The following is an 18,093-nucleotide window of genomic DNA, read 5'->3' on the forward strand; positions in this document are numbered from 1 at the left end:
TTACAGACCCTCCACCGTGATGCCCATGGACCGGGCGGAGCCGGCGATGGTGCGAACAGCTGCTTCCAGGTCGGCAGCGGTCAGATCGGGAGACTTGGCCTTGGCAATGTCCTCACACTGGGCGCGGGTGATCTTGCCAACCTTGTCGGTATGGGGCTTAGCGGAGCCCTTTTGAATGCCGGCGGCCTTCTTGATCAGAATGGTGGCCGGGGGAGTCTTCATCACGAAGGTGAAGGACTTGTCCGCGAAAGCGGTGATCACCACGGGGATGGGCAGACCGGGTTCCACACCTTGGGTCTGGGCGTTGAAGGCCTTGCAGAACTCCATGATGTTGAGGCCGCGTTGGCCCAGGGCGGGGCCGATGGGGGGCGACGGATTCGCCTTGCCGGCCGGCACTTGCAGCTTGATAAAGCCGATGATTTTCTTTGCCATGATGGCTCCTAACTGGATGAGTATTAGCGCGGGTTGGGCGGCTGACGCCGCCTACTGACGCTCCTCTTGCTCGGAATTGGCGGGCTCCGGCCCCCGTCCTGCTGAATTCTTGGCGAAGCGAAACGACTCAGGACTTCTCGACCTGGCCGAACTCCAGCTCCACCGGCGTGGCGCGACCGAAGATGGTCACGGAGACACGCAGCTTGCTCTTCTCGTAATTGACGTCCTCGACGGAGCCGTGGAAGTCGGTGAACGGACCTTCCTTGACCCGCACCACCTCGCCGATCTCGAACAGCGTCTTGGGACGGGGCTTTTCCACCCCTTCCTGCATCTGCTGCATGATCTTGTCCACTTCCTTCTCGGAAATGGGGGTGGGCTTGGTGGCGGTACCGCCGACGAAACCGGTGACCTTGGAAGTGTTCTTCACCAGGTGCCAGGTGTCGTCGTTCATTTCCATTTCCACCAGCACGTAGCCTGGGAAGAACTTGCGTTCGGAAATGCTCTTTTGGCCGCCCTTCATTTCCACGACTTCTTCGACGGGAACGAGGATGCGACCAAACATGTCTTCCATGCCAGCGCGCTGGATGCGATCCACCAGGGCACGCTGCACGCTCTTCTCAAAACCGGAATAGGCGTGAACTACATACCAGCGTTTGCTCATGATTTTTTCCAACCCAGGACCACATCATAGAGGAGCCATTCCAGACTCTTGTCCGTCAGCCAGAGAAAGATGGCCATGACGACCATGAAGACGAATACCACGCCGGTCGTCTGCAACGTTTCCTTGCGGCTCGGCCAGACAACCTTTTTGGATTCGGCAACAGCCTCCCGGCCGAAAATGAAAAAGCGCATTCCGGGCTCGGTTTTCCAGGCCACGGCGGCAGCCGCGACCAGACCAACCAGAACCACCAGAACGCGCAGGATCATTGCCTGCTCGGAGAGGACATAAAAGCCGGCCACGCCAGCGGCAAGCAACAGAAGCGCCAGCGCAAACTTGATCTTGTCGGCCATGTATCTCGCGTCTTATTGGATGGCAGGGGCGGAGGGTCTCGAACCCCCAACCTTCGGTTTTGGAGACCGACGCTCTGCCAATTGAGCTACGCCCCTGCAGCAGAGACTACAAAAGCGCCCCGAGGGTCGGGACGCTTTTACTTAAACCGAGTAAAAATTACTCGATGATCTTGGCAACCACACCGGCGCCGACGGTACGGCCGCCTTCGCGGATAGCGAAGCGCAGACCTTCTTCCATGGCGATCGGAGCGATCAGCTTCACGGTCATCTGAATGTTGTCACCAGGCATAACCATTTCCACGCCTTCGGGCAGGGAGATGGCGCCGGTCACGTCAGTGGTCCGGAAGTAGAACTGGGGACGGTAGTTGTTGAAGAACGGGGTGTGACGACCACCTTCGTCCTTGGACAGAACATACACTTCGCCAGTGAAGTGGGTGTGGGGGGTGATGGAACCGGGCTTGGCCAGCACTTGGCCGCGCTCGACTTCTTCACGCTTGGTGCCGCGCAGCAGCACGCCCACGTTGTCACCAGCCTGACCTTGGTCCAGCAGCTTGCGGAACATTTCCACGCCGGTGCAGGTGGTCTTGGTGGTGGGCTTGATACCCACGATTTCGATTTCTTCGCCGACCTTGACGATGCCGCGCTCGACACGACCGGTCACCACGGTACCGCGGCCGGAGATGGAGAACACGTCTTCGATGGGCAGCAGGAAGGGCTTGTCCACAGCCCGCTCGGGGGTGGGGATGTAGCTGTCCAGAGCATCGGCCAGGGCCAGAATGGCGGGTTCGCCGATGTCGGACTGGTCACCTTCCAGCGCCTTCAGGGCGGAGCCCTTGACGATGGGGATGTCGTCGCCGGGGAAGTCGTACTTGGAGAGCAGCTCGCGCACTTCCATTTCGACCAGTTCCAGCAGTTCGGCGTCGTCCACCATGTCGCACTTGTTCAGGAACACGATGATGTAGGGCACACCCACCTGACGGGCCAGCAGGATGTGCTCGCGGGTCTGGGGCATGGGGCCGTCAGCGGCGGAACAGACCAGGATAGCGCCGTCCATCTGGGCGGCACCGGTAATCATGTTCTTCACGTAGTCGGCGTGACCCGGGCAATCCACGTGAGCGTAGTGACGGGTGGCGGTTTCGTATTCGACGTGGGCGGTGTTGATGGTGATACCGCGGGCCTTTTCTTCGGGCGCAGCGTCGATCTGGTCGTAAGCCTTGGCTTCGCCACCGAACTTCTTGGACAGAATGGTGGTGATAGCAGCAGTCAGCGTGGTCTTACCGTGGTCAACGTGACCGATGGTGCCCACATTAACGTGCGGCTTCGTACGTTCAAACTTTTCCTTGGCCATTGCGGTACCTCGAATTTAGAAAATGTAAAAAAAACTTCGGGGCAATCAGTGGTGCCCATGGGCAGGATTGAACTGCCGACCTCTCCCTTACCAAGGGAGTGCTCTGCCACTGAGCTACATGGGCATCCGCTTTCAACCAACCGTGCGGAGTGGAGCGGGTGAAGGGAATCGAACCCTCGTCTTAAGCTTGGAAGGCTTCAGCTCTACCATTGAGCTACACCCGCGTTCGATTTTTCACCCACGACGCCCAAACCTCAGAACCGGACATCGCTAACCGCAACAAAAACTTGGTGGAGGAGGAAGGATTCGAACCTTCGAAGGCAGAGCCGTCAGATTTACAGTCTGATCCCTTTGACCGCTCGGGAACTCCTCCAAAACGAAGCCGCGAATTATGGCTATGCCGGTTGCCCGTGTCAAGCCCTGCATCGCGAAGCGAGGGCGCATTATAGCAAAAGATTCCCATACGTCCAGCCCGATTTGTACGAATTCGCTTCCCGCCCCTCTCGGCCTAGAATGCCGCCTTTGCTCAAGCCCCTACATTACCTATGACCACAGCCTCCGCGCCCCTGCCCGCCGCCCTCGTTGAAGCCCTGCGCCAGCAGTTCGGCACCCGTTACTCCCAGGGCGAATCCGTGCGCCTGCAGCATGGCCGCGATGAATCCAAGCACGAGCCCATGCTGCCCGACGGCGTGGTGTTCGCCGAAAGCACCGAGGAAGTGGCAGCCGTCGTCCGCCTCTGCCGCGAATATCGCGTACCCGTCATTCCCTACGGGGTCGGCAGTTCCGTCGAAGGCCATGTGCTGGCGGTGCACGGCGGCATCAGCATCGACCTGTCCGGCATGAACCGGGTGCTGTCCATCCATGCCGAGGACCTGGACGTCACCGTCCAGGCCGGCGTCACCCGCAAACAACTGAACGACGAACTCAAGGGCACCGGCCTGTTCTTCCCCATCGACCCGGGCGCCGACGCCACCCTGGGCGGCATGGCCGCCACCCGGGCCTCCGGCACCAACGCCGTGCGCTACGGCACCATGCGGGAAAACGTGCTGAGCCTGACCGTGGTCACCCCCGAGGGCAAAATCGTCCGCACCGGCAGCCGGGCCCGCAAGTCCTCCGCCGGCTACGACCTGACCCGCCTTTTCGTCGGCTCCGAGGGCACCCTGGGCATCATCACCGAGCTGACGGTGAAGCTGTACCCCATTCCGGAAGCCATGTCCGCCGCCGTTTGCGCCTTTCCCTCGGTGGATGCCGCGGTGGACACGGTGATCCAGACCATCCAGCTGGGTGTGCCGGTGGCCCGGGTGGAACTGCTGGACGCCCTCACCCTGCAGGCCATCAACCGCTATTCCAAGACCACCCTGCCGGAAGCACCGACCCTGTTCTTCGAATTCCACGGCAGCGACAGCGGCGTCCAGGAGCAGGCCGAACTGACCCAGGAAATCGCCCAGGGCAACGGCGGCCAGGACTTCCAGTGGGCCACCCGTCAGGAGGACCGCAGCCGCCTGTGGCAGGCCCGCCACGACGCCTATTTCGCCTGCCTGCAGCTCAAGCCCGGCGCCCGCTGCTTCCCCACCGACGTCTGCGTCCCCATCTCCCGTCTGGCCGAATGCATCCACGCCACCAATGAGGACATCGCCCAGGTTTCCCTGCCCATCGCCCTCTTCGGCCACGTGGGCGACGGTAACTTCCATCTGGTGGTGCTGGTGGATACGGACAACCCCAAGGAAATGGCCGAAGGCGAGTGGATCAGCCAGCGCGTGGTGGAGCGGGCCATCGCCATGGAAGGCACCTGCACCGGCGAACACGGCATCGGCCTGGGCAAGCAGCACTACCTGCTGCAGGAGCACGGGGAAGACGGCGTGGCCCTGATGCGCACCCTGAAGACTGCCCTGGACCCCCTCAACCTGATGAACCCGGGCAAGATCCTGCCGCCCCAGGCCTGAGGCCCCACCTCCCCCACCAAGGGCGCTGCGGCGCCCTTTTTCATTGCATCTGCCGTTGCGCGCCGCGCCTGCTGCAACGCAACGTTACGCGCCCTCCGCGGTCCCATACAATGCCTGCGTCGCCCACCCGCGACGCATCACAAGACCGGCACAGCCCACAAGGCAGCGACCGGACAGACCAACCTGCCAACGCGATCCTGCCCGCCCGCAAACGGGATGAAGGCGAGACGCCGGCGACCAATGGAGGAGCAAATCGCATGAGCGATCTCTCTTTGCACGTCCCCAAGGAGCTGGCGTCCGCCAGCCTGGACGACAAGTACACCACCCTTTCCGGCCGTGCCTTTCTCACCGGCACCCAGGCCCTGATCCGCCTGCCCATGCTGCAGCGGCTGCGGGACCAGGCCCAGGGGCTCAATACTGCCGGCTTCATTTCCGGCTACCGGGGCAGCCCTCTCGGCGGCCTGGACCAGGGCCTGTGGAAAGCCCAGAAGTATCTGGCGGAAAACCACATCACCTTCCAGCCCGGGGTCAATGAGGACCTGGCCGCCACCGCCGTCTGGGGCAGCCAGCAGGTCAATCTCTTCCCCGGCGCCAAGTACGACGGGGTGTTTGCCCTATGGTACGGCAAGGGCCCGGGGGTGGACCGCAGCGGCGACGTCTTCCGCCACGCCAACGCCGCCGGCAGCTCCCGGCACGGCGGCGTGCTGGTGGTGGCCGGCGACGACCACGCCGCCAAGTCCTCCACCCTACCCCACCAGACCGAGCACGTCTTCAAGGCGGTGATGATGCCGGTGCTGTATCCGGCCAACGTCCAGGAGTACCTGGAATACGGCCTGCACGGCTGGGCCATGAGCCGCTATTCGGGCTGCTGGGTGGCCTTCAAGGCCCTGGCGGACACGGTGGAAACCTCGGCCTCGGTGTGGGTGGACCCCATGGCCCTGGACATCCGCCTGCCGGATGATTTCGAACTGCCGGCCGACGGCCTCAACATCCGCTGGCCCGACCCGCCCCTGGTGCAGGAGGCCCGCCTCACCCACTTCAAGCTCTACGCCGCCCTCGCCTACGCCCGGGCCAACCGGCTCAACCGCATCGTCATCGACTCCCCGGCACCGCGCCTGGGCATCATCACCGCCGGCAAGTCCTATCTGGACGTGATGCAGGCCCTGGACGAACTGGGCATCGACCAGCAGCTGGCCGCCCAGATCGGCATCCGCCTCTACAAGGTGGGCATGGTCTGGCCCCTGGAATCGGAAGGGGTGCGCCAGTTCGCCGAGGGGCTGGACGAAATCCTGGTGGTGGAAGAGAAGCGCCAGATGCTGGAATACCAGTTGAAGGAAGAGCTCTACAACTGGCGCGAGGACGTGCGGCCCCGTGTGGTGGGCAAGTTCGACGAGAAGGGCGAATGGGCCCTGCTGCCCGACGGCAAGGGCCACCTGGCCCACGGCGACTGGCTGCTGCCGGCAGCCGGCGAACTGTCCGTGGCCCAGATCGCCCGGGCCATCGCCAGCCGCATCGAGCGCCACTTCACCAGCCCGGCCATCAAGGCCCGCCTGGACCTCATCGAGGCCAAGCAGAAGGCCCTGCAGACGCCCCTGATCCTCACCCAGCGCACGCCCCACTTCTGCTCCGGCTGCCCCCACAACACCTCCACCCGGGTACCGGAAGGCTCCCGGGCCGTGGCCGGCATCGGCTGCCACTACATGGTGACCTGGATGGACCGCAGCACCTCCACCTTCACCCACATGGGCGGCGAGGGCGTCACCTGGGTCGGACAGGCGCCCTTCACCGAAGAAAAACACATCTTCGCCAACCTGGGGGACGGCACCTACTTCCACTCCGGCCTGCTGGCCATCCGCCAGTCGGTGGCGGCCAAAACCAACATCACCTACAAGATCCTCTACAACGACGCCGTGGCCATGACCGGCGGCCAGCCGGTGGACGGCATCCTCTCCGTGCCCCGCATCACCCGCCAGCTGGAGGCCGAAGGGGTGGGCCGGATGGTGATCGTCACCGACGAGCCGGAGAAATACGCCGAGGTGACGGACCTGGCGCCCAACGTGCCGGTGCGCCACCGGGACGAGCTGGACGCGGTGCAGCGGGAACTGCGGGAAATTCCCGGCACCACCATTCTCATCTACGACCAGACCTGCGCCACGGAAAAGCGGCGGCGCCGCAAGCGGGGCAAGCTGGCCGACGTGGACCGCCGGGTCTTCATCAACGAGGCGGTGTGCGAGGGCTGCGGCGACTGCTCGGTGCAGTCCAACTGCCTCTCGGTCATCCCGGTGGAAACCGATTTCGGGCGCAAGCGGGCCATCGACCAGTCCAACTGCAACAAGGATTTCTCCTGCCTCAAGGGCTTCTGCCCCTCCTTCGTCACCCTGGAAGGGGCGAAGCTGAAGAAGGGCCAGGCCCTGGCCATGGACGCACAGGACTGGCCGCCCCTGCCCGAGCCCGTGCTGCCGCCCACCGCGCGGCCCTACAACCTGCTGGTGACGGGGGTCGGCGGCACCGGCGTGGTGACCCTGGGCGCCCTCATCGGCATGGCCGCCCACCTGGACGGCAAGGGCGTCTCGGTGCTGGACATGACCGGCCTGGCCCAGAAGTACGGCGCCGTGTTCACCCACCTGCGCTTCGCCGACCGGCCGGAGGACATCCACGCCGCCCGCATCGCCACCGGCGAGGCGGACGCCATCCTGGGCGGCGACGTGGTGGTGACAGCAGGCAACGAGGCCCTGTCCAAGATGCTGGAAGGGCGCACCCGGGCCGTGGTTAACTGCACGGAAACCCCCACCGCCGAATTCACCCGCAACCCGGACTGGCAGTTCCCCCTGGCCCGCATGCAGCAGACGGTGACCGCCACCGTGGGCGCCGACCACGCCTGGTTCCTCGACGCCCAGGCCCTGGCCACGGCCCTCATGGGCGACGCCCTGTATACCAACATGTTCCTCCTCGGCTACGCCTGGCAGAAAGGCCTGGTGCCGGTAAGCCTGCCGGCCCTGGGCCGGGCCATCGAGCTCAACGGCACCGCCGTGGCGGCCAATCTCCAGGCCCTCGACTGGGGCCGCCGCGCCGCCGTGGACGAGGCCCGGGTACGCCAGCTGGCAACGCCTGCCGCCGACACGCCGCCGCCCCGGCCTGACGCCGCCCTGGAGGAAGTGCTGGCCCTGCGGGAACAGGAACTGACGGACTACCAGGACGCCGCCCTGGCCCGCCGCTACCGCCAGCGCATCGAAGCCCTGCGCCAGGCCGAGGCGCCCCTGGACCCGGCCCTGCCGGTGACCCTGGCCGCCGCCCGCAACTACTTCAAGGTTCTGGCCATCAAGGACGAGTACGAAGTGGCGCGCCTGCATACCCGGCCCGAGTTCTTCGCCCGTCTGCGCCAAACCTTCGCCGGCGAACCGGGCAAGGACTACGCGGTGCATGTGCACCTAGCCCCGCCCCTGTGGGCCAGGCCGGACCCGCGTAGCGGCCAGATCCGCAAGCGGCAGTACGGTCCCTGGATGCTCGGCGCCCTGAAGCTGCTGGCCCGCCTCAAGTTCCTGCGCGGCACGGCCCTGGACGTTTTCGGCCACACCGCCGAAAGGCGCATGGAACGGGCCTTGCAGGCCGGCTACGAGGCAGACCTGGAGCGCATTCTGGAGGCCCTGGCCGCCGGCAGCGCCCACCCGGCCCTGCTAGAACTGGCGCGGCTGCCGGAAAGCGTGCGCGGCTACGGCCACGTCAAGGCCGCCAGCGCCGAGAAAGCCCGACAGCAGCGCCAGGAGCTGCTGCGGAAACTGGAAGGGGGCGGAGCGGCCCCGGCGGTCTGAGGTCTGAGGTCTGAGGTCTGAGGTCTGAGGTCTGAGGTCTGAGGTCTGAGGTCTGAGGTCTGAGGTCTGAGGTCTGAGGTCTGAGGTCTGAGGTCTGAGGTCTGAGGTCTGAGGTCTGAGGTCTGAGGTCTGAGGTCTGAGGTCTGAGGTCTGAGGTCTGAGGTCTGAGGTCTGAGGTCTGAGGTCTGAGGTCTGAGGTCTGAGGTCTGAGGTCTGAGGTCTGAGGTCTGAGGTCTGAGGTCTGAGGTCTGAGGTCTGAGGTCTGAGGTCCGAGGTCTGAGGTCCGAGGTCCGAGGCCGGCGAGCCCGTCCGGGCCGAAACGGCGGGTCGGTTACAATGACCGACCCGCTTTTTTTTCAGGCTCCGCCGTGCCCGCTTCCTCCCGCCAACTCGCCCTCCAGTTCGCCGCCGTTCTCCTGGTGCTGTCCCTGGCCTGGCCCTATTACGGCATGAAGGCCGAGCTGCTGCCCTGGGACCAGGTGGCCCTGGCCATCGGCGCCACCGCCCTGGTCTTCGCCACCCTCAGCCGCCAGGCCTGGTGGTGGCGCCTGATCCACGCCTGCTTCGCTCCCCTGGCCTGGGCCGTGACCCAGTTCGACATCGCCCCGGGATGGTTCCTGCTGGCCTTCATCCTCATGCTGCTGGTGTACCGGGGCGCCGTCTCCGGCCAGGTGCCGCTCTATCTCTCCAACCGGGAAACGGCGGCCGCCCTGGCCGACCTGGCCCGGGAGCGGGGCAGCCGGCGCATCCTGGACCTGGGGGCCGGCATTGGCAGCCTGCAGGCGCCCCTGGCCCGGACCCTGCCCGAAGTCCGGGTGGATGGCCTGGAGAACGCCCCCCTCACCTGGCTGCTAGGCCGCCTGCGCCTCTCCGGCCAGAGAAACGCCGCCCTGCGCTACGGCGACATGTGGCGCACCGACCTGGCCGGCCACGACCTGGTGTACACCTTCCTTTCCCCCGAACCCATGGACTGGCTGGGCCAGAAGGCCGCCGCGGAACTGCCGGCCGACGGCCTGCTGGTGAGCAACAGCTTCCCCGTGCCCTGGGCCGAGGCGGATCGCATCATCGAAGTGGGCGACCGCCGCCGCACCCGCCTTTACTGCTACACCCCGGAGAGTCTGCGCACCCAGCTGGCCGCCGCAGTTGCCGCGGAAGACGCATCCGGGGACAATCCGGCCTAGCCTAACGTCATCAACCTTCCTACCGACAGCAGCCGCCATCTTGAAAAACTGGGGCATCCAGACCCGCATCCTCCTGCTCGCCCTGGCCCCCGCCGTGGCGGTGGCCGGCGCCCTCAGCGTCTACTTCGTCCTCGCCCTGCTCTCCGACCTGGACCGGGACCTGCGGGACCGGGGCCTGGGCCTGGCCCGGCAGCTGGCGGCCATCGCCGAGTACAGCACCTACTCCGGCGACCGCCAGACCCTGGGCAGCGTGGCCCTGGCCGCTCTGGAGGAAGCCCACGTGAACAGCGTCGAGGTCTACGACCAGGAGGGCGAGGCCCTGGCCGCCAGCGGCGCCCTGCCGGCGCCCCTCTCGCCCCTGCCGAGCCCGACCCAGAGCGACGTCATCCACGAGGACGAGGACCATCTGCGCATCGCCGCGCCGGTGCTGCGCCACCGCTTCGACATCCAGGACCCCTTCCTCGCCGAGTCCCCGGTAGCCGGCCGCCCCGAGCCGCCGCCCCTGCTCGGCTGGGTGGTGGTGGAAATGTCCCGCCAGTCCCTGGAGACCCGCCGCCAGGAAACCATCGCCTTCACCCTGACCCTGGTGCTGCTGACCGTGGCCGCCACCAGTCTGCTGGCCATGATCCTGACGCGCCAGGTGAGCCGCCCCATCGTGCGCCTGGAAAAGGCAGTGGAGCGCATCCGCGCCGGCCAGCTCAACCTGCAGCTGCCCGCCGACAGCGGCGGCGACCTGCAGCGCCTGGAGGAAGGCTTCAACACCATGGCCCAGGCCCTGCAGGAAGCCCGGGACAACCTGGAAGGCAAGATCGCCGACGCCACCCAGGAACTGGAACGCAAGCGGGCCGAGGCGGAGCGCTCAAGCCTGGCCAAGTCCCGCTTCCTGGCTGCCGCCAGCCACGACCTGCGGCAACCCCTGCACGCCCTCAACCTGTTCGCCTCCGACCTGAAGAACCACGCCCGGGGCCCGGACCAGGAAAAGCTGGCCGGCCAGATCGGCACCTCCATCCGCAGCATGTCGGAACTGCTGGACGCCCTGCTCAATATCTCCCGCCTGGATGTGGCCGGGGTCAATCCCCAGCCCCTGGCCACGCCCCTGCAGGCCATCTTCGACAAGCTGCAGCAGACCTATGCCCGGGAAGCGGAGAACCGGGGGCTGCGCCTGCGCTTCCGCCCCACCCGGGCCTGGGCCCATACGGACCCGGCCCTGGTGGAACGGCTGCTGGGCAACCTCATCACCAATGCCCTGCGCTACACCGAGCGGGGCAGCATTCTGGTCGCCGCCCGCCGCCGGGGCCAGGCCTGGCGGGTCGAGGTGAGGGACAGCGGCGACGGCATCGCCCCCGAGTTTCAGCGGGCCGTGTTCGAGGAATTCGTCCAGGTCGGCAATGCGGAACGGGGCCAGGGCAAGGGCCTGGGCCTGGGCCTGGCCATCGTGGACCGGCTGGCCAAGGCCATGGAGGCCCCCCTGGATCTGCGCTCCGCCCTGGGCCAGGGCTCGGTGTTCGCAGTCCAGCTGCCAGCCTGCGCGGCCGTGGCGGAGACGCCCGCCGCCGAACTGGAACAACGCCCGCCTCTGGCCGCCCTGCTGGCCTACGGCCCGGGCTTCATGGCCGAAAGCGCCGAACAGCTGGAGGCCTGGCTGCGGGACTGGGGCCTGCGCTGCCGCCGGGTGGAATCGGCCGCCGCGGCCCAGGCCCTGCTGGCCGAGATGGCCGCCGGCAGCGAAGGCCCCTTCCTCTGGCTGGCGCCGGGCAACGGCACGACCTTGCGCGAAGTGCTGGCCCTGGCGCCGGAGCGCCCGGCCGTGATCATCGGCGGGGAAGAACAGGAGGGCATGGCGGACGGGGGCTGGTTCAGCCTGCCCCACCCGGCGCGACCGGCCAAGCTGCGTGCCTTGCTGCAGCGCCTGGCCGGCGAACTGGAAAAGACGGAAAACGCCTAGGTCAGACCTTGATGCCCAGGCGGCTGACGGCCACCAGGGCCTGGGTCCGGCTGGAAACGCCGAGGGCCTTGAAAATGGCGGTGATGTGGATTTTCACCGTGCCTTCGGAGAGGCCCAGCAGATTGGCGATGTCCCGGTTGGACTTGCCCTTGGTCATCAGCCCCAGCACCTCGGCCTGACGCTCGGTCAGACCGAATTCGGAAGCGGGCGCTTCCTGCACCGCCGGCGTGGGCGCCAGTTCGGCCCCCAGGTTCACCGGCATGGTCTGCTCCGGCTTGTGGATGCTGCCGCCCAACACCTGCCGCACCGCCGCCACCAGCTTCTCGGTGGAATAGGCCTTGGGAATGAAGCCCAGGGCGCCGTGCTTGAGCGCCCGGTTCACCGTATGGGCATCGTCGTAGGCGGAAACGACCACCACCGGAACGGCGGGGAAGCGGCTGCGGAAGAGGTCCAGGCAGGCCAGGCCATCGAGCCCCGGCAGGGCGATGTCCAGCAGCACCAGATCCAGGTCCGCTTCCTTTTCCAGCACGGCGAGGGCGGAATGGCAATCGCCAGCCTCGAAGACGGTCACCTCCGCTTCCAGCTGACGCAGTACGCGAACCAGACCCTCCCTGACGAGTGCGTGGTCTTCGATGACGAGCAAATTGAGCATAGGGTTATGGGATGACGTTGTTGTTTTGGCGCTAATTTAGCACTCTGGCGGACTCCCGGCTATTCCGGCGCAGAAAATATTCGCTACTATGGCAGGATACGGCGCCAACAAAGGAGACCCACCATGAGCCTCAACAACGGAAGCAACGATCCCCTGGATTTCGTCAAGAACATGTGGGGCAATATGGGCTTCTCCCTCCCCGGCATGGTCACCCCCACCCTGGACACGGACGAGTTGCAAAAGCAGATCACCGACCTGAAGGCGGTGGAAGGCTGGCTGCGCATGAACCTGTCCATGCTGCAGATGACCATCCAGGGCATGGAAATGCAGCACTCCACCCTCACCGCCGTAAAGACCATGGGAGCCATGGCCGCCCAGCAGCGGGAGGAAATGGCCCAGGACACCTCGGGCACGGCCGAAGCCGCCGGTGCCGCCGCCGAAGCCGCGGCCAGCGCTTTTTCCCAGGCTGCCATGTGGCCCTGGAACATGATGAACCAGGTACAGGAACACCTGCAGCAACAACAGGCCGCCCAGCCGGAAGCCCCGGCCGAACCACCCAAGGCAAAGGCTGCCGCCAAAACGGCAGCCAAACCGAAAAAGCCCACCGCCGGTAGCCGCAGCAAGAAAACCCAGTAACTTCGGCAACAGCACCAATAAAAAAAAACCCGGGACTGGCCCGGGCTTTTTTATTGGCAGCGAAATAGGCGGCACAACGAGGCGCCGCGACGGCAACGCTCAGGCAGCCAGGGCCGTCAGCAGCTTCTGGTGGATACCGCCGAAGCCGCCATTGCTCATCACCAGCACCTGGTCTCCCGGCCTGGCGGCGGCGGCGATGCGGGCCACCAGCCCGTCCAGGTCGTCCAGCACCACGGCCCGCTCGCCCAGGGATGCCAGGGCGGCAGCCGCATCCCAGCCCAGATCCCGGGAATAGCAGAAGACCAGATCCGCATCCACCAGGCTGCCGGCCAGCCGGTCCTTCATCACGCCCAATTTCATGGTGTTGGAGCGGGGCTCCAGCACCGCCAGGATGCGGCCGGAGCCTTTGCCCAGCTTGTGCCGCAGGCCGGCCACGGTGGTAGCGATGGCGGTCGGATGGTGGGCGAAGTCGTCCAGCACCGTGATGTCGCGCACCTTGCCCCGCACTTCCATGCGCCGCTTCACATTCTGGAAGGTGGACAGGGCCTGCAGGCCGTCCTCGGGCCGCACCCCCACGTGACGGGCAGCCAGGATGGCGGCCACGGCGTTCTGCCGGTTATGCTCGCCGGTCAGGCCCCAGGTGGTGCGGGCCACTTCCCGGCCATCCTGCAGCAGGACCAGGGAACCGTCACCGTCGTCGCCGATGGCGGACCAGCTGTCGCCGCCGAACCACTCCACCCCAGACCAACAGCCCCGGGCCAGCACCCGCTGCAAGCTTTCCTCCCGGGCATTGGCCACCACCAGGCCGGAACGGGGCATGGTGCGCACCAAATGGTGAAATTGTATCTCGATCGCCGCAAGATCGGCAAAAATGTCGGCATGATCGAACTCAAGGTTGTTCAGCACGGCCGTCCGCGGCCGGTAGTGGATGAACTTGGAGCGCTTGTCGCAGAAGGCCGTGTCGTATTCATCCGCCTCGATGACGAAGAAAGGCAGGTCGGTGAGGCGGGCCGACAGGCCGAAATTCTGGGGCACGCCGCCGATGAGAAAGCCCGGGTTGAGGCCGGCGCACTCGAGAATCCAGGCCAGCATGGAACTGGTGGTGGTCTTGCCGTGGGTGCCGGCCACGCCCAGGACCCACTTGCCTTGCAACACATGCTCGGCCAGCCACTGGGGGCCGGACACATAGGGCAGTCCCTGGTCGAGAATGGCCTCGAGCAGCGGATTGCCACGGGAAATGGCGTTACCGACGACAAAAATGTCGGGATCGACGGCGATCTGGCCAGCATCGTAGCCCTCGGTCAGTTCGATGCCCTGAGCCTCCAGCTGGGTACTCATGGGCGGATAGACATTGGCATCGCAGCCGGTGACGCGATGGCCGGCAGCCCGGGCCAGCAGGGCGATACCGCCCATGAAGGTGCCGCAGATGCCGAGAATGTGAATATGCATGCAATATTCCGCCGGTTAGAATGAGGCCTGATTCTAACAGCCGGGGTCTGCCATGAAGCCATCCTCTCGCCGTGCCGATGCCCAGGCCTCCCGCAACGCCCACCTGCGCCAGCTCATCGCCAGCACCGCCGCCCGCCTCATGGCGGAGGACGGCATCGCCGACTACCCATTGGCCAAGCGCAAGGCAGCCCGGCAGCTGGGCAGTCCGGATACGGACGCCCTGCCCACCAATGCCGAGGTAGAAAGCGAGCTGCGGGCCTACCAGGCCCTCTACCAGGAGCGGGAACAGAAGGAACGGATCGACGAACTGCGGGGAAAAGCGGCGGAAATGATGGAGATCATGACGCCATTCCACCCCTATCTCACCGGTTCCGTCCTGGACGGCAGCGCCGGCCGCTACGCCGAGGTGGACATTTTGCTCTACCCGGACAGCGCCAAGGAGGTGGAGATATTCCTCCTCAACCGGCAAATCCCCTTTGAACACACCACGCCCCGCCACGACCGGGTGGATGCGGTGCTACAACTGGATATGGAAGGGGACACCATCAATCTGGTGATCTACCCACCCCAGGACGAGCGCACCGCCTCCCGCAGCCGGGACGGCCGCCTGCGGGAGCGGGCCCGCCTGGAAGCCGTGCGCGCCCTGCTGCCGGCAAATCCATGAAACCGACACGCCCCTTGTTAATGCGCCTGGCCCTGGCCATCGGCCTGGCCGCCACAGCCTTCGCCGCCGGCCTCTATTTCGGCCGGGGCGAGCACCCGGCCTTTACCCCCGAACCGCCGGCGAAGGCCGTACGGCAGCTCCTGCAACTGCAGCTGCCGACGGCTGACGGCAAACCCCAGGCCCTGGCCCAGTGGTCCGGGCAGGTGCGGGTCATCAATTACTGGGCCACCTGGTGCCCGCCCTGCCGGGAGGAAATGCCCGAGTTTTCCCGCCTGCAGCAGGAGCTGGGGAGCAAGGGGGTGCAATTTATCGGCATTGCCCTGGATTCTGCCGACAGCGTGCAGGAATTCGCCGCCAAGCAGCCAACCGCCTACCCCCTGCTGATCGCCACCCCGGAAGCCGTGGGCAACCTGAAAAATCTGGGCAACAGCCGGGGCGGCCTGCCCTTCACCCTGGTGCTGGACCGCCAGGGCCAGGCACGCCACGTACGCCTGGGCGGGCTCAACGGCGCCGAACTGGCAGCCATCCTGCAACCCCTGCTATGACTTTCGAAAGAGGCAAACTGGACAAACTGTCGCGAATTGCGGCAAACTTGCTGCCATGAAGAAGCAAACTTCATCTTCCGCCAAGGGCAAGACCCAGGCAGAACAAACCATTCCGCCGCGCCTGCTGGTCCTGCACGGCCCCAACCTGAACCTGCTCGGCACCCGGGAGCCCCAGATTTACGGGAGCACCACCCTGGCCGACATCAACCGGGCTCTGGCCGTGCGCGCCGAATCTGCCGGCGTCGAACTGGAAGCTTTCCAAAGCAACCATGAAGGCGCCCTGATCGAACGCATCCATGCGGCCCGGGAGCAGGGAGTACGCTTCATCCTCATCAACCCGGCGGCCTACACCCATACCAGCGTTGCGCTGCGGGACGCCCTGGCCGCGGTCGGCATTCCCTTCGTCGAAGTGCATCTCTCCAATGTCTTCGCCCGGGAGCCGTTCCGGCACCACTCCTATTTTTCCGATCTGGCGATCGGGGTCATCAGCGGCCTGGGGTCCGAGGGATATTCCCTGGCCCTGGAGTTCCTGCTGAGCCGACTCAACGCCGACTGAGCTGCCACGCCAGACCCGGTTTCCGGTTTTTCACATCTAGCTACTTCCACCGCCAACTCAATAGGGCGGATTTTCGAGGGAGAATTCAATGGATCTGCGTAAACTCAAAAAACTCATCGACCTGGTACAGGAATCCGGCATCTCCGAGCTGGAGGTCACCGAAGGCGAAGAAAAAGTCCGCATTGCCAAGCATGTCGCCGCCCCCATGGGCCAGCCCATGACCTACGCCGTGCCCGCCGCCGCCCCGGCTGCCGCACCGGCCCCCAGCAGCGTGAACCTGGACGACACCGACGACCTGCCGGAAGGCCACGTGGTCAAGTCGCCCATGGTCGGCACCTTCTACCGCGCCTCCTCCCCCGGCGCCGAGCCCTTCGTCCAGGTGGGCCAGACCGTCAAGCAGGGCGACACCCTGTGCATCATCGAAGCCATGAAGCTGCTCAACGAGATCGAAGCCGACGCTTCCGGCACCATCAAGGCCATCCTGCTGGACAACGGCGAACCGGTTGAATTCGGCGAACCCCTGTTCGTCATCGGCTAAGGAGTTTTCTCCATGTTCGAGAAAATCCTCATCGCCAACCGGGGCGAGATCGCCCTGCGGGTCCAGCGGGCCTGCCGTGAGCTGGGCATCAAGACCGTGGTGGTGCACTCCGAGGCCGACCGGGAAGCCAAGTATGTGAAGCTGGCGGACGAATCCGTCTGCATCGGCCCGGCCTCCTCCGCCCTCAGCTACCTCAACATCCCGGCCATCATCTCCGCCGCCGAGGTCACCGACGCCCAGGCCATTCACCCGGGCTACGGCTTCCTCTCCGAAAATGCGGACTTCGCCGAGCGGGTCGAATCCTCCGGCTTCGTCTTCATCGGCCCCCGGGCCGAGACCATCCGCCTCATGGGCGACAAGGTTTCCGCCAAGGACGCCATGAAGGCTGCAGGCGTGCCCTGCGTGCCCGGTTCCGATGGCGCCCTGCCGGAAGACCCCAAGGAAATCATCAAGATCGGCCGCGCCGTCGGCTACCCGGTGATCATCAAGGCTGCCGGCGGCGGCGGCGGTCGCGGCATGCGCGTGGTGCATACCGAAGCCGCCCTCATCAACGCCGTGGCCATGACCCGCCAGGAAGCCCAGACCGCTTTCGGCAACCCCATGGTGTACATGGAGAAGTTCCTGGAGAACCCGCGCCACGTGGAAATCCAGGTGCTGGCCGACGAGTTCAAGAACGCCGTCTACCTGGGCGAGCGGGACTGCTCCATGCAGCGCCGCCACCAGAAGGTGATCGAGGAAGCGCCGGCTCCCGGCATCCCCGCCCGCCTCATCGCCCGGGTCGGCGAACGCTGCGCCGAAGCCTGCCGCCGCATCGGCTATCGCGGCGCCGGCACCTTCGAGTTCCTCTACGAGAACGGCGAGTTCTACTTCATCGAGATGAACACCCGGGTTCAGGTGGAGCATCCGGTGACCGAACTGATCACCGGCATCGACATCGTCCAGGAGCAGATCCGCATCGCCGCCGGCGAGAAGCTGCGCTTCAAACAGCGGGACATCCAGTTCCGCGGCCACGCCATCGAATGCCGGGTGAACGCCGAAGATCCCTTCACCTTCGTGCCCTCTCCCGGCACCATCAGCTGGTGGCATCCGCCCGGCGGCCCCGGCGTGCGCGTCGATTCCCATGCCTACTCCGGCTACAAGGTACCGCCCCACTACGATTCCATGATCGGCAAGATCATCACCTTCGGCGACACCCGGGAACAGGCCATCCGCCGCATGCGCATCGCCCTTTCCGAGACCGTGGTGCAGGGCATCAAGACCAACATCCCGCTGCATCAGGAACTGATGCAGGACGCCCGCTTCGTCGAAGGCGGCACCAGCATCCACTACCTGGAGCACAAGCTGGCCGCCAAGAACGAAGTGAAGTCGGTGGAAGGCTAAGCGC

General features: G+C 65.6%; 16 protein-coding genes and 4 tRNA genes. 10 read left to right on the forward strand and 10 right to left on the reverse strand.

Annotation, left to right across the window (positions count from 1 at the left end; translation table 11 throughout):
* The 8 genes from rplK to AC3QLZ_RS08760 all read right to left on the reverse strand — a co-directional run bounded on the left by rplK (position 1) and on the right by AC3QLZ_RS08760 (position 3,164).
* On the reverse strand, positions 1 to 432 hold the full coding sequence (gene rplK, locus AC3QLZ_RS08725; protein WP_014235490.1) for a 50S ribosomal protein L11: 432 nt from the start codon (positions 430 to 432) through the stop codon (positions 1 to 3).
* 127 nt (positions 433 to 559) lie between these two features.
* Positions 560 to 1,093, reverse strand: a complete 534-nt coding sequence (nusG, locus tag AC3QLZ_RS08730) for a transcription termination/antitermination protein NusG (RefSeq protein WP_014235491.1) — start codon at positions 1,091 to 1,093, stop codon at positions 560 to 562.
* Positions 1,090 to 1,443, reverse strand: a complete 354-nt coding sequence (secE, locus tag AC3QLZ_RS08735) for a preprotein translocase subunit SecE (RefSeq protein ID WP_014235492.1) — start codon at positions 1,441 to 1,443, stop codon at positions 1,090 to 1,092. Before secE ends, nusG begins: the two co-directional genes overlap by 4 nt.
* 20 nt (positions 1,444 to 1,463) lie before the next feature.
* Positions 1,464 to 1,539: transfer RNA gene (locus tag AC3QLZ_RS08740), tRNA-Trp, on the reverse strand.
* Between the two features lie 61 nt (positions 1,540 to 1,600).
* A complete protein-coding gene (gene tuf / locus AC3QLZ_RS08745) occupies positions 1,601 to 2,791 on the reverse strand; it encodes an elongation factor Tu (protein ID WP_014235481.1) in 1,191 nt (396 codons plus the stop codon).
* A gap of 49 nt (positions 2,792 to 2,840) precedes the next feature.
* Positions 2,841 to 2,915 (reverse strand) — tRNA-Thr (locus AC3QLZ_RS08750).
* Between the two features lie 26 nt (positions 2,916 to 2,941).
* Positions 2,942 to 3,015, reverse strand: a tRNA-Gly gene (locus tag AC3QLZ_RS08755).
* 64 nt (positions 3,016 to 3,079) lie between these two features.
* Positions 3,080 to 3,164 (reverse strand) — tRNA-Tyr (locus tag AC3QLZ_RS08760).
* 172 nt (positions 3,165 to 3,336) lie between these two features.
* Between AC3QLZ_RS08760 and AC3QLZ_RS08765 the strand changes: the two genes are divergently transcribed.
* The 4 genes from AC3QLZ_RS08765 (at position 3,337) to AC3QLZ_RS08780 (ending at position 11,669) form a co-directional block, all read left to right on the forward strand.
* Positions 3,337 to 4,734 carry an FAD-binding oxidoreductase gene (locus tag AC3QLZ_RS08765; RefSeq protein ID WP_014235493.1) on the forward strand — a complete coding sequence of 466 codons (1,398 nt, stop codon included), beginning with the start codon at positions 3,337 to 3,339 and terminating at the stop codon, positions 4,732 to 4,734.
* 257 nt (positions 4,735 to 4,991) lie between these two features.
* Positions 4,992 to 8,543: an indolepyruvate ferredoxin oxidoreductase family protein gene (locus tag AC3QLZ_RS08770; RefSeq protein ID WP_014235494.1), complete on the forward strand. Its 3,552-nt coding sequence runs from the start codon at positions 4,992 to 4,994 to the stop codon at positions 8,541 to 8,543.
* Positions 8,544 to 8,911: 368 nt separating this feature from the next.
* On the forward strand, positions 8,912 to 9,724 hold the full coding sequence (locus AC3QLZ_RS08775) for a class I SAM-dependent methyltransferase (protein WP_014235495.1): 813 nt from the start codon (positions 8,912 to 8,914) through the stop codon (positions 9,722 to 9,724).
* Positions 9,725 to 9,764: 40 nt separating this feature from the next.
* Positions 9,765 to 11,669, forward strand: a complete 1,905-nt coding sequence (locus tag AC3QLZ_RS08780; protein WP_492783242.1) for an ATP-binding protein — start codon at positions 9,765 to 9,767, stop codon at positions 11,667 to 11,669.
* A 1-nt stretch (position 11,670) separates the two neighbouring features.
* Here the strand turns inward: AC3QLZ_RS08780 and AC3QLZ_RS08785 are convergent, their stop codons facing one another.
* On the reverse strand, positions 11,671 to 12,321 hold the full coding sequence (locus AC3QLZ_RS08785) for a response regulator (protein WP_014235497.1): 651 nt from the start codon (positions 12,319 to 12,321) through the stop codon (positions 11,671 to 11,673).
* 123 nt (positions 12,322 to 12,444) lie between these two features.
* Here AC3QLZ_RS08785 and AC3QLZ_RS08790 point away from each other — a divergent pair, with 123 nt between their 5' ends.
* Positions 12,445 to 12,957: a PhaM family polyhydroxyalkanoate granule multifunctional regulatory protein gene (locus tag AC3QLZ_RS08790; RefSeq protein ID WP_014235498.1), complete on the forward strand. Its 513-nt coding sequence runs from the start codon at positions 12,445 to 12,447 to the stop codon at positions 12,955 to 12,957.
* Positions 12,958 to 13,056: 99 nt separating this feature from the next.
* Here AC3QLZ_RS08790 and mpl read toward each other — a convergent pair whose 3' ends face one another.
* Positions 13,057 to 14,406, reverse strand: a complete 1,350-nt coding sequence (mpl, locus tag AC3QLZ_RS08795) for a UDP-N-acetylmuramate:L-alanyl-gamma-D-glutamyl-meso-diaminopimelate ligase (RefSeq protein WP_014235499.1) — start codon at positions 14,404 to 14,406, stop codon at positions 13,057 to 13,059.
* Positions 14,407 to 14,458: 52 nt separating this feature from the next.
* Between mpl and AC3QLZ_RS08800 the strand changes: the two genes are divergently transcribed.
* From AC3QLZ_RS08800 to accC, 5 genes are all read left to right on the forward strand, one after another.
* A complete protein-coding gene (locus tag AC3QLZ_RS08800) occupies positions 14,459 to 15,070 on the forward strand; it encodes a hypothetical protein (RefSeq protein ID WP_014235500.1) in 612 nt (203 codons plus the stop codon).
* Entirely contained in the window at positions 15,067 to 15,615 is a 549-nt protein-coding gene (locus AC3QLZ_RS08805; protein ID WP_014235501.1) for a TlpA family protein disulfide reductase, read from the forward strand. Before AC3QLZ_RS08800 ends, AC3QLZ_RS08805 begins: the two co-directional genes overlap by 4 nt.
* 55 nt (positions 15,616 to 15,670) lie before the next feature.
* On the forward strand, positions 15,671 to 16,171 hold the full coding sequence (aroQ, locus tag AC3QLZ_RS08810) for a type II 3-dehydroquinate dehydratase (protein ID WP_014235502.1): 501 nt from the start codon (positions 15,671 to 15,673) through the stop codon (positions 16,169 to 16,171).
* Between the two features lie 88 nt (positions 16,172 to 16,259).
* Positions 16,260 to 16,709, forward strand: a complete 450-nt coding sequence (accB, locus tag AC3QLZ_RS08815; RefSeq protein WP_014235503.1) for an acetyl-CoA carboxylase biotin carboxyl carrier protein — start codon at positions 16,260 to 16,262, stop codon at positions 16,707 to 16,709.
* A gap of 12 nt (positions 16,710 to 16,721) precedes the next feature.
* On the forward strand, positions 16,722 to 18,089 hold the full coding sequence (gene accC, locus AC3QLZ_RS08820) for an acetyl-CoA carboxylase biotin carboxylase subunit (protein ID WP_014235504.1): 1,368 nt from the start codon (positions 16,722 to 16,724) through the stop codon (positions 18,087 to 18,089).
* The last annotated feature ends 4 nt before the right edge of the window (positions 18,090 to 18,093 follow it).

The organism is Azospira sp. MPR-LB4, assembly GCF_058809525.1.

What these genes read in the sequence shown, in the direction of transcription:
- secE (WP_014235492.1), bottom strand. Translation starts at nt 1,443, where the DNA reads ATGGCCGACAAGATCAAGTTTGCGCTGGCGCTTCTGTTGCTTGCCGCT.
- AC3QLZ_RS08765 (WP_014235493.1), top strand. Translation starts at nt 3,337, where the DNA reads ATGACCACAGCCTCCGCGCCCCTGCCCGCCGCCCTCGTTGAAGCCCTG.
- aroQ (WP_014235502.1), top strand. Translation starts at nt 15,671, where the DNA reads ATGAAGAAGCAAACTTCATCTTCCGCCAAGGGCAAGACCCAGGCAGAA.
- AC3QLZ_RS08790 (WP_014235498.1), top strand. Translation starts at nt 12,445, where the DNA reads ATGAGCCTCAACAACGGAAGCAACGATCCCCTGGATTTCGTCAAGAAC.
- nusG (WP_014235491.1), bottom strand. Translation starts at nt 1,093, where the DNA reads ATGAGCAAACGCTGGTATGTAGTTCACGCCTATTCCGGTTTTGAGAAG.
- tuf (WP_014235481.1), bottom strand. Translation starts at nt 2,791, where the DNA reads ATGGCCAAGGAAAAGTTTGAACGTACGAAGCCGCACGTTAATGTGGGC.
- AC3QLZ_RS08800 (WP_014235500.1), top strand. Translation starts at nt 14,459, where the DNA reads ATGAAGCCATCCTCTCGCCGTGCCGATGCCCAGGCCTCCCGCAACGCC.
- AC3QLZ_RS08785 (WP_014235497.1), bottom strand. Translation starts at nt 12,321, where the DNA reads ATGCTCAATTTGCTCGTCATCGAAGACCACGCACTCGTCAGGGAGGGT.
- AC3QLZ_RS08770 (WP_014235494.1), top strand. Translation starts at nt 4,992, where the DNA reads ATGAGCGATCTCTCTTTGCACGTCCCCAAGGAGCTGGCGTCCGCCAGC.
- mpl (WP_014235499.1), bottom strand. Translation starts at nt 14,406, where the DNA reads ATGCATATTCACATTCTCGGCATCTGCGGCACCTTCATGGGCGGTATC.
- accB (WP_014235503.1), top strand. Translation starts at nt 16,260, where the DNA reads ATGGATCTGCGTAAACTCAAAAAACTCATCGACCTGGTACAGGAATCC.
- AC3QLZ_RS08805 (WP_014235501.1), top strand. Translation starts at nt 15,067, where the DNA reads ATGAAACCGACACGCCCCTTGTTAATGCGCCTGGCCCTGGCCATCGGC.
- accC (WP_014235504.1), top strand. Translation starts at nt 16,722, where the DNA reads ATGTTCGAGAAAATCCTCATCGCCAACCGGGGCGAGATCGCCCTGCGG.
- rplK (WP_014235490.1), bottom strand. Translation starts at nt 432, where the DNA reads ATGGCAAAGAAAATCATCGGCTTTATCAAGCTGCAAGTGCCGGCCGGC.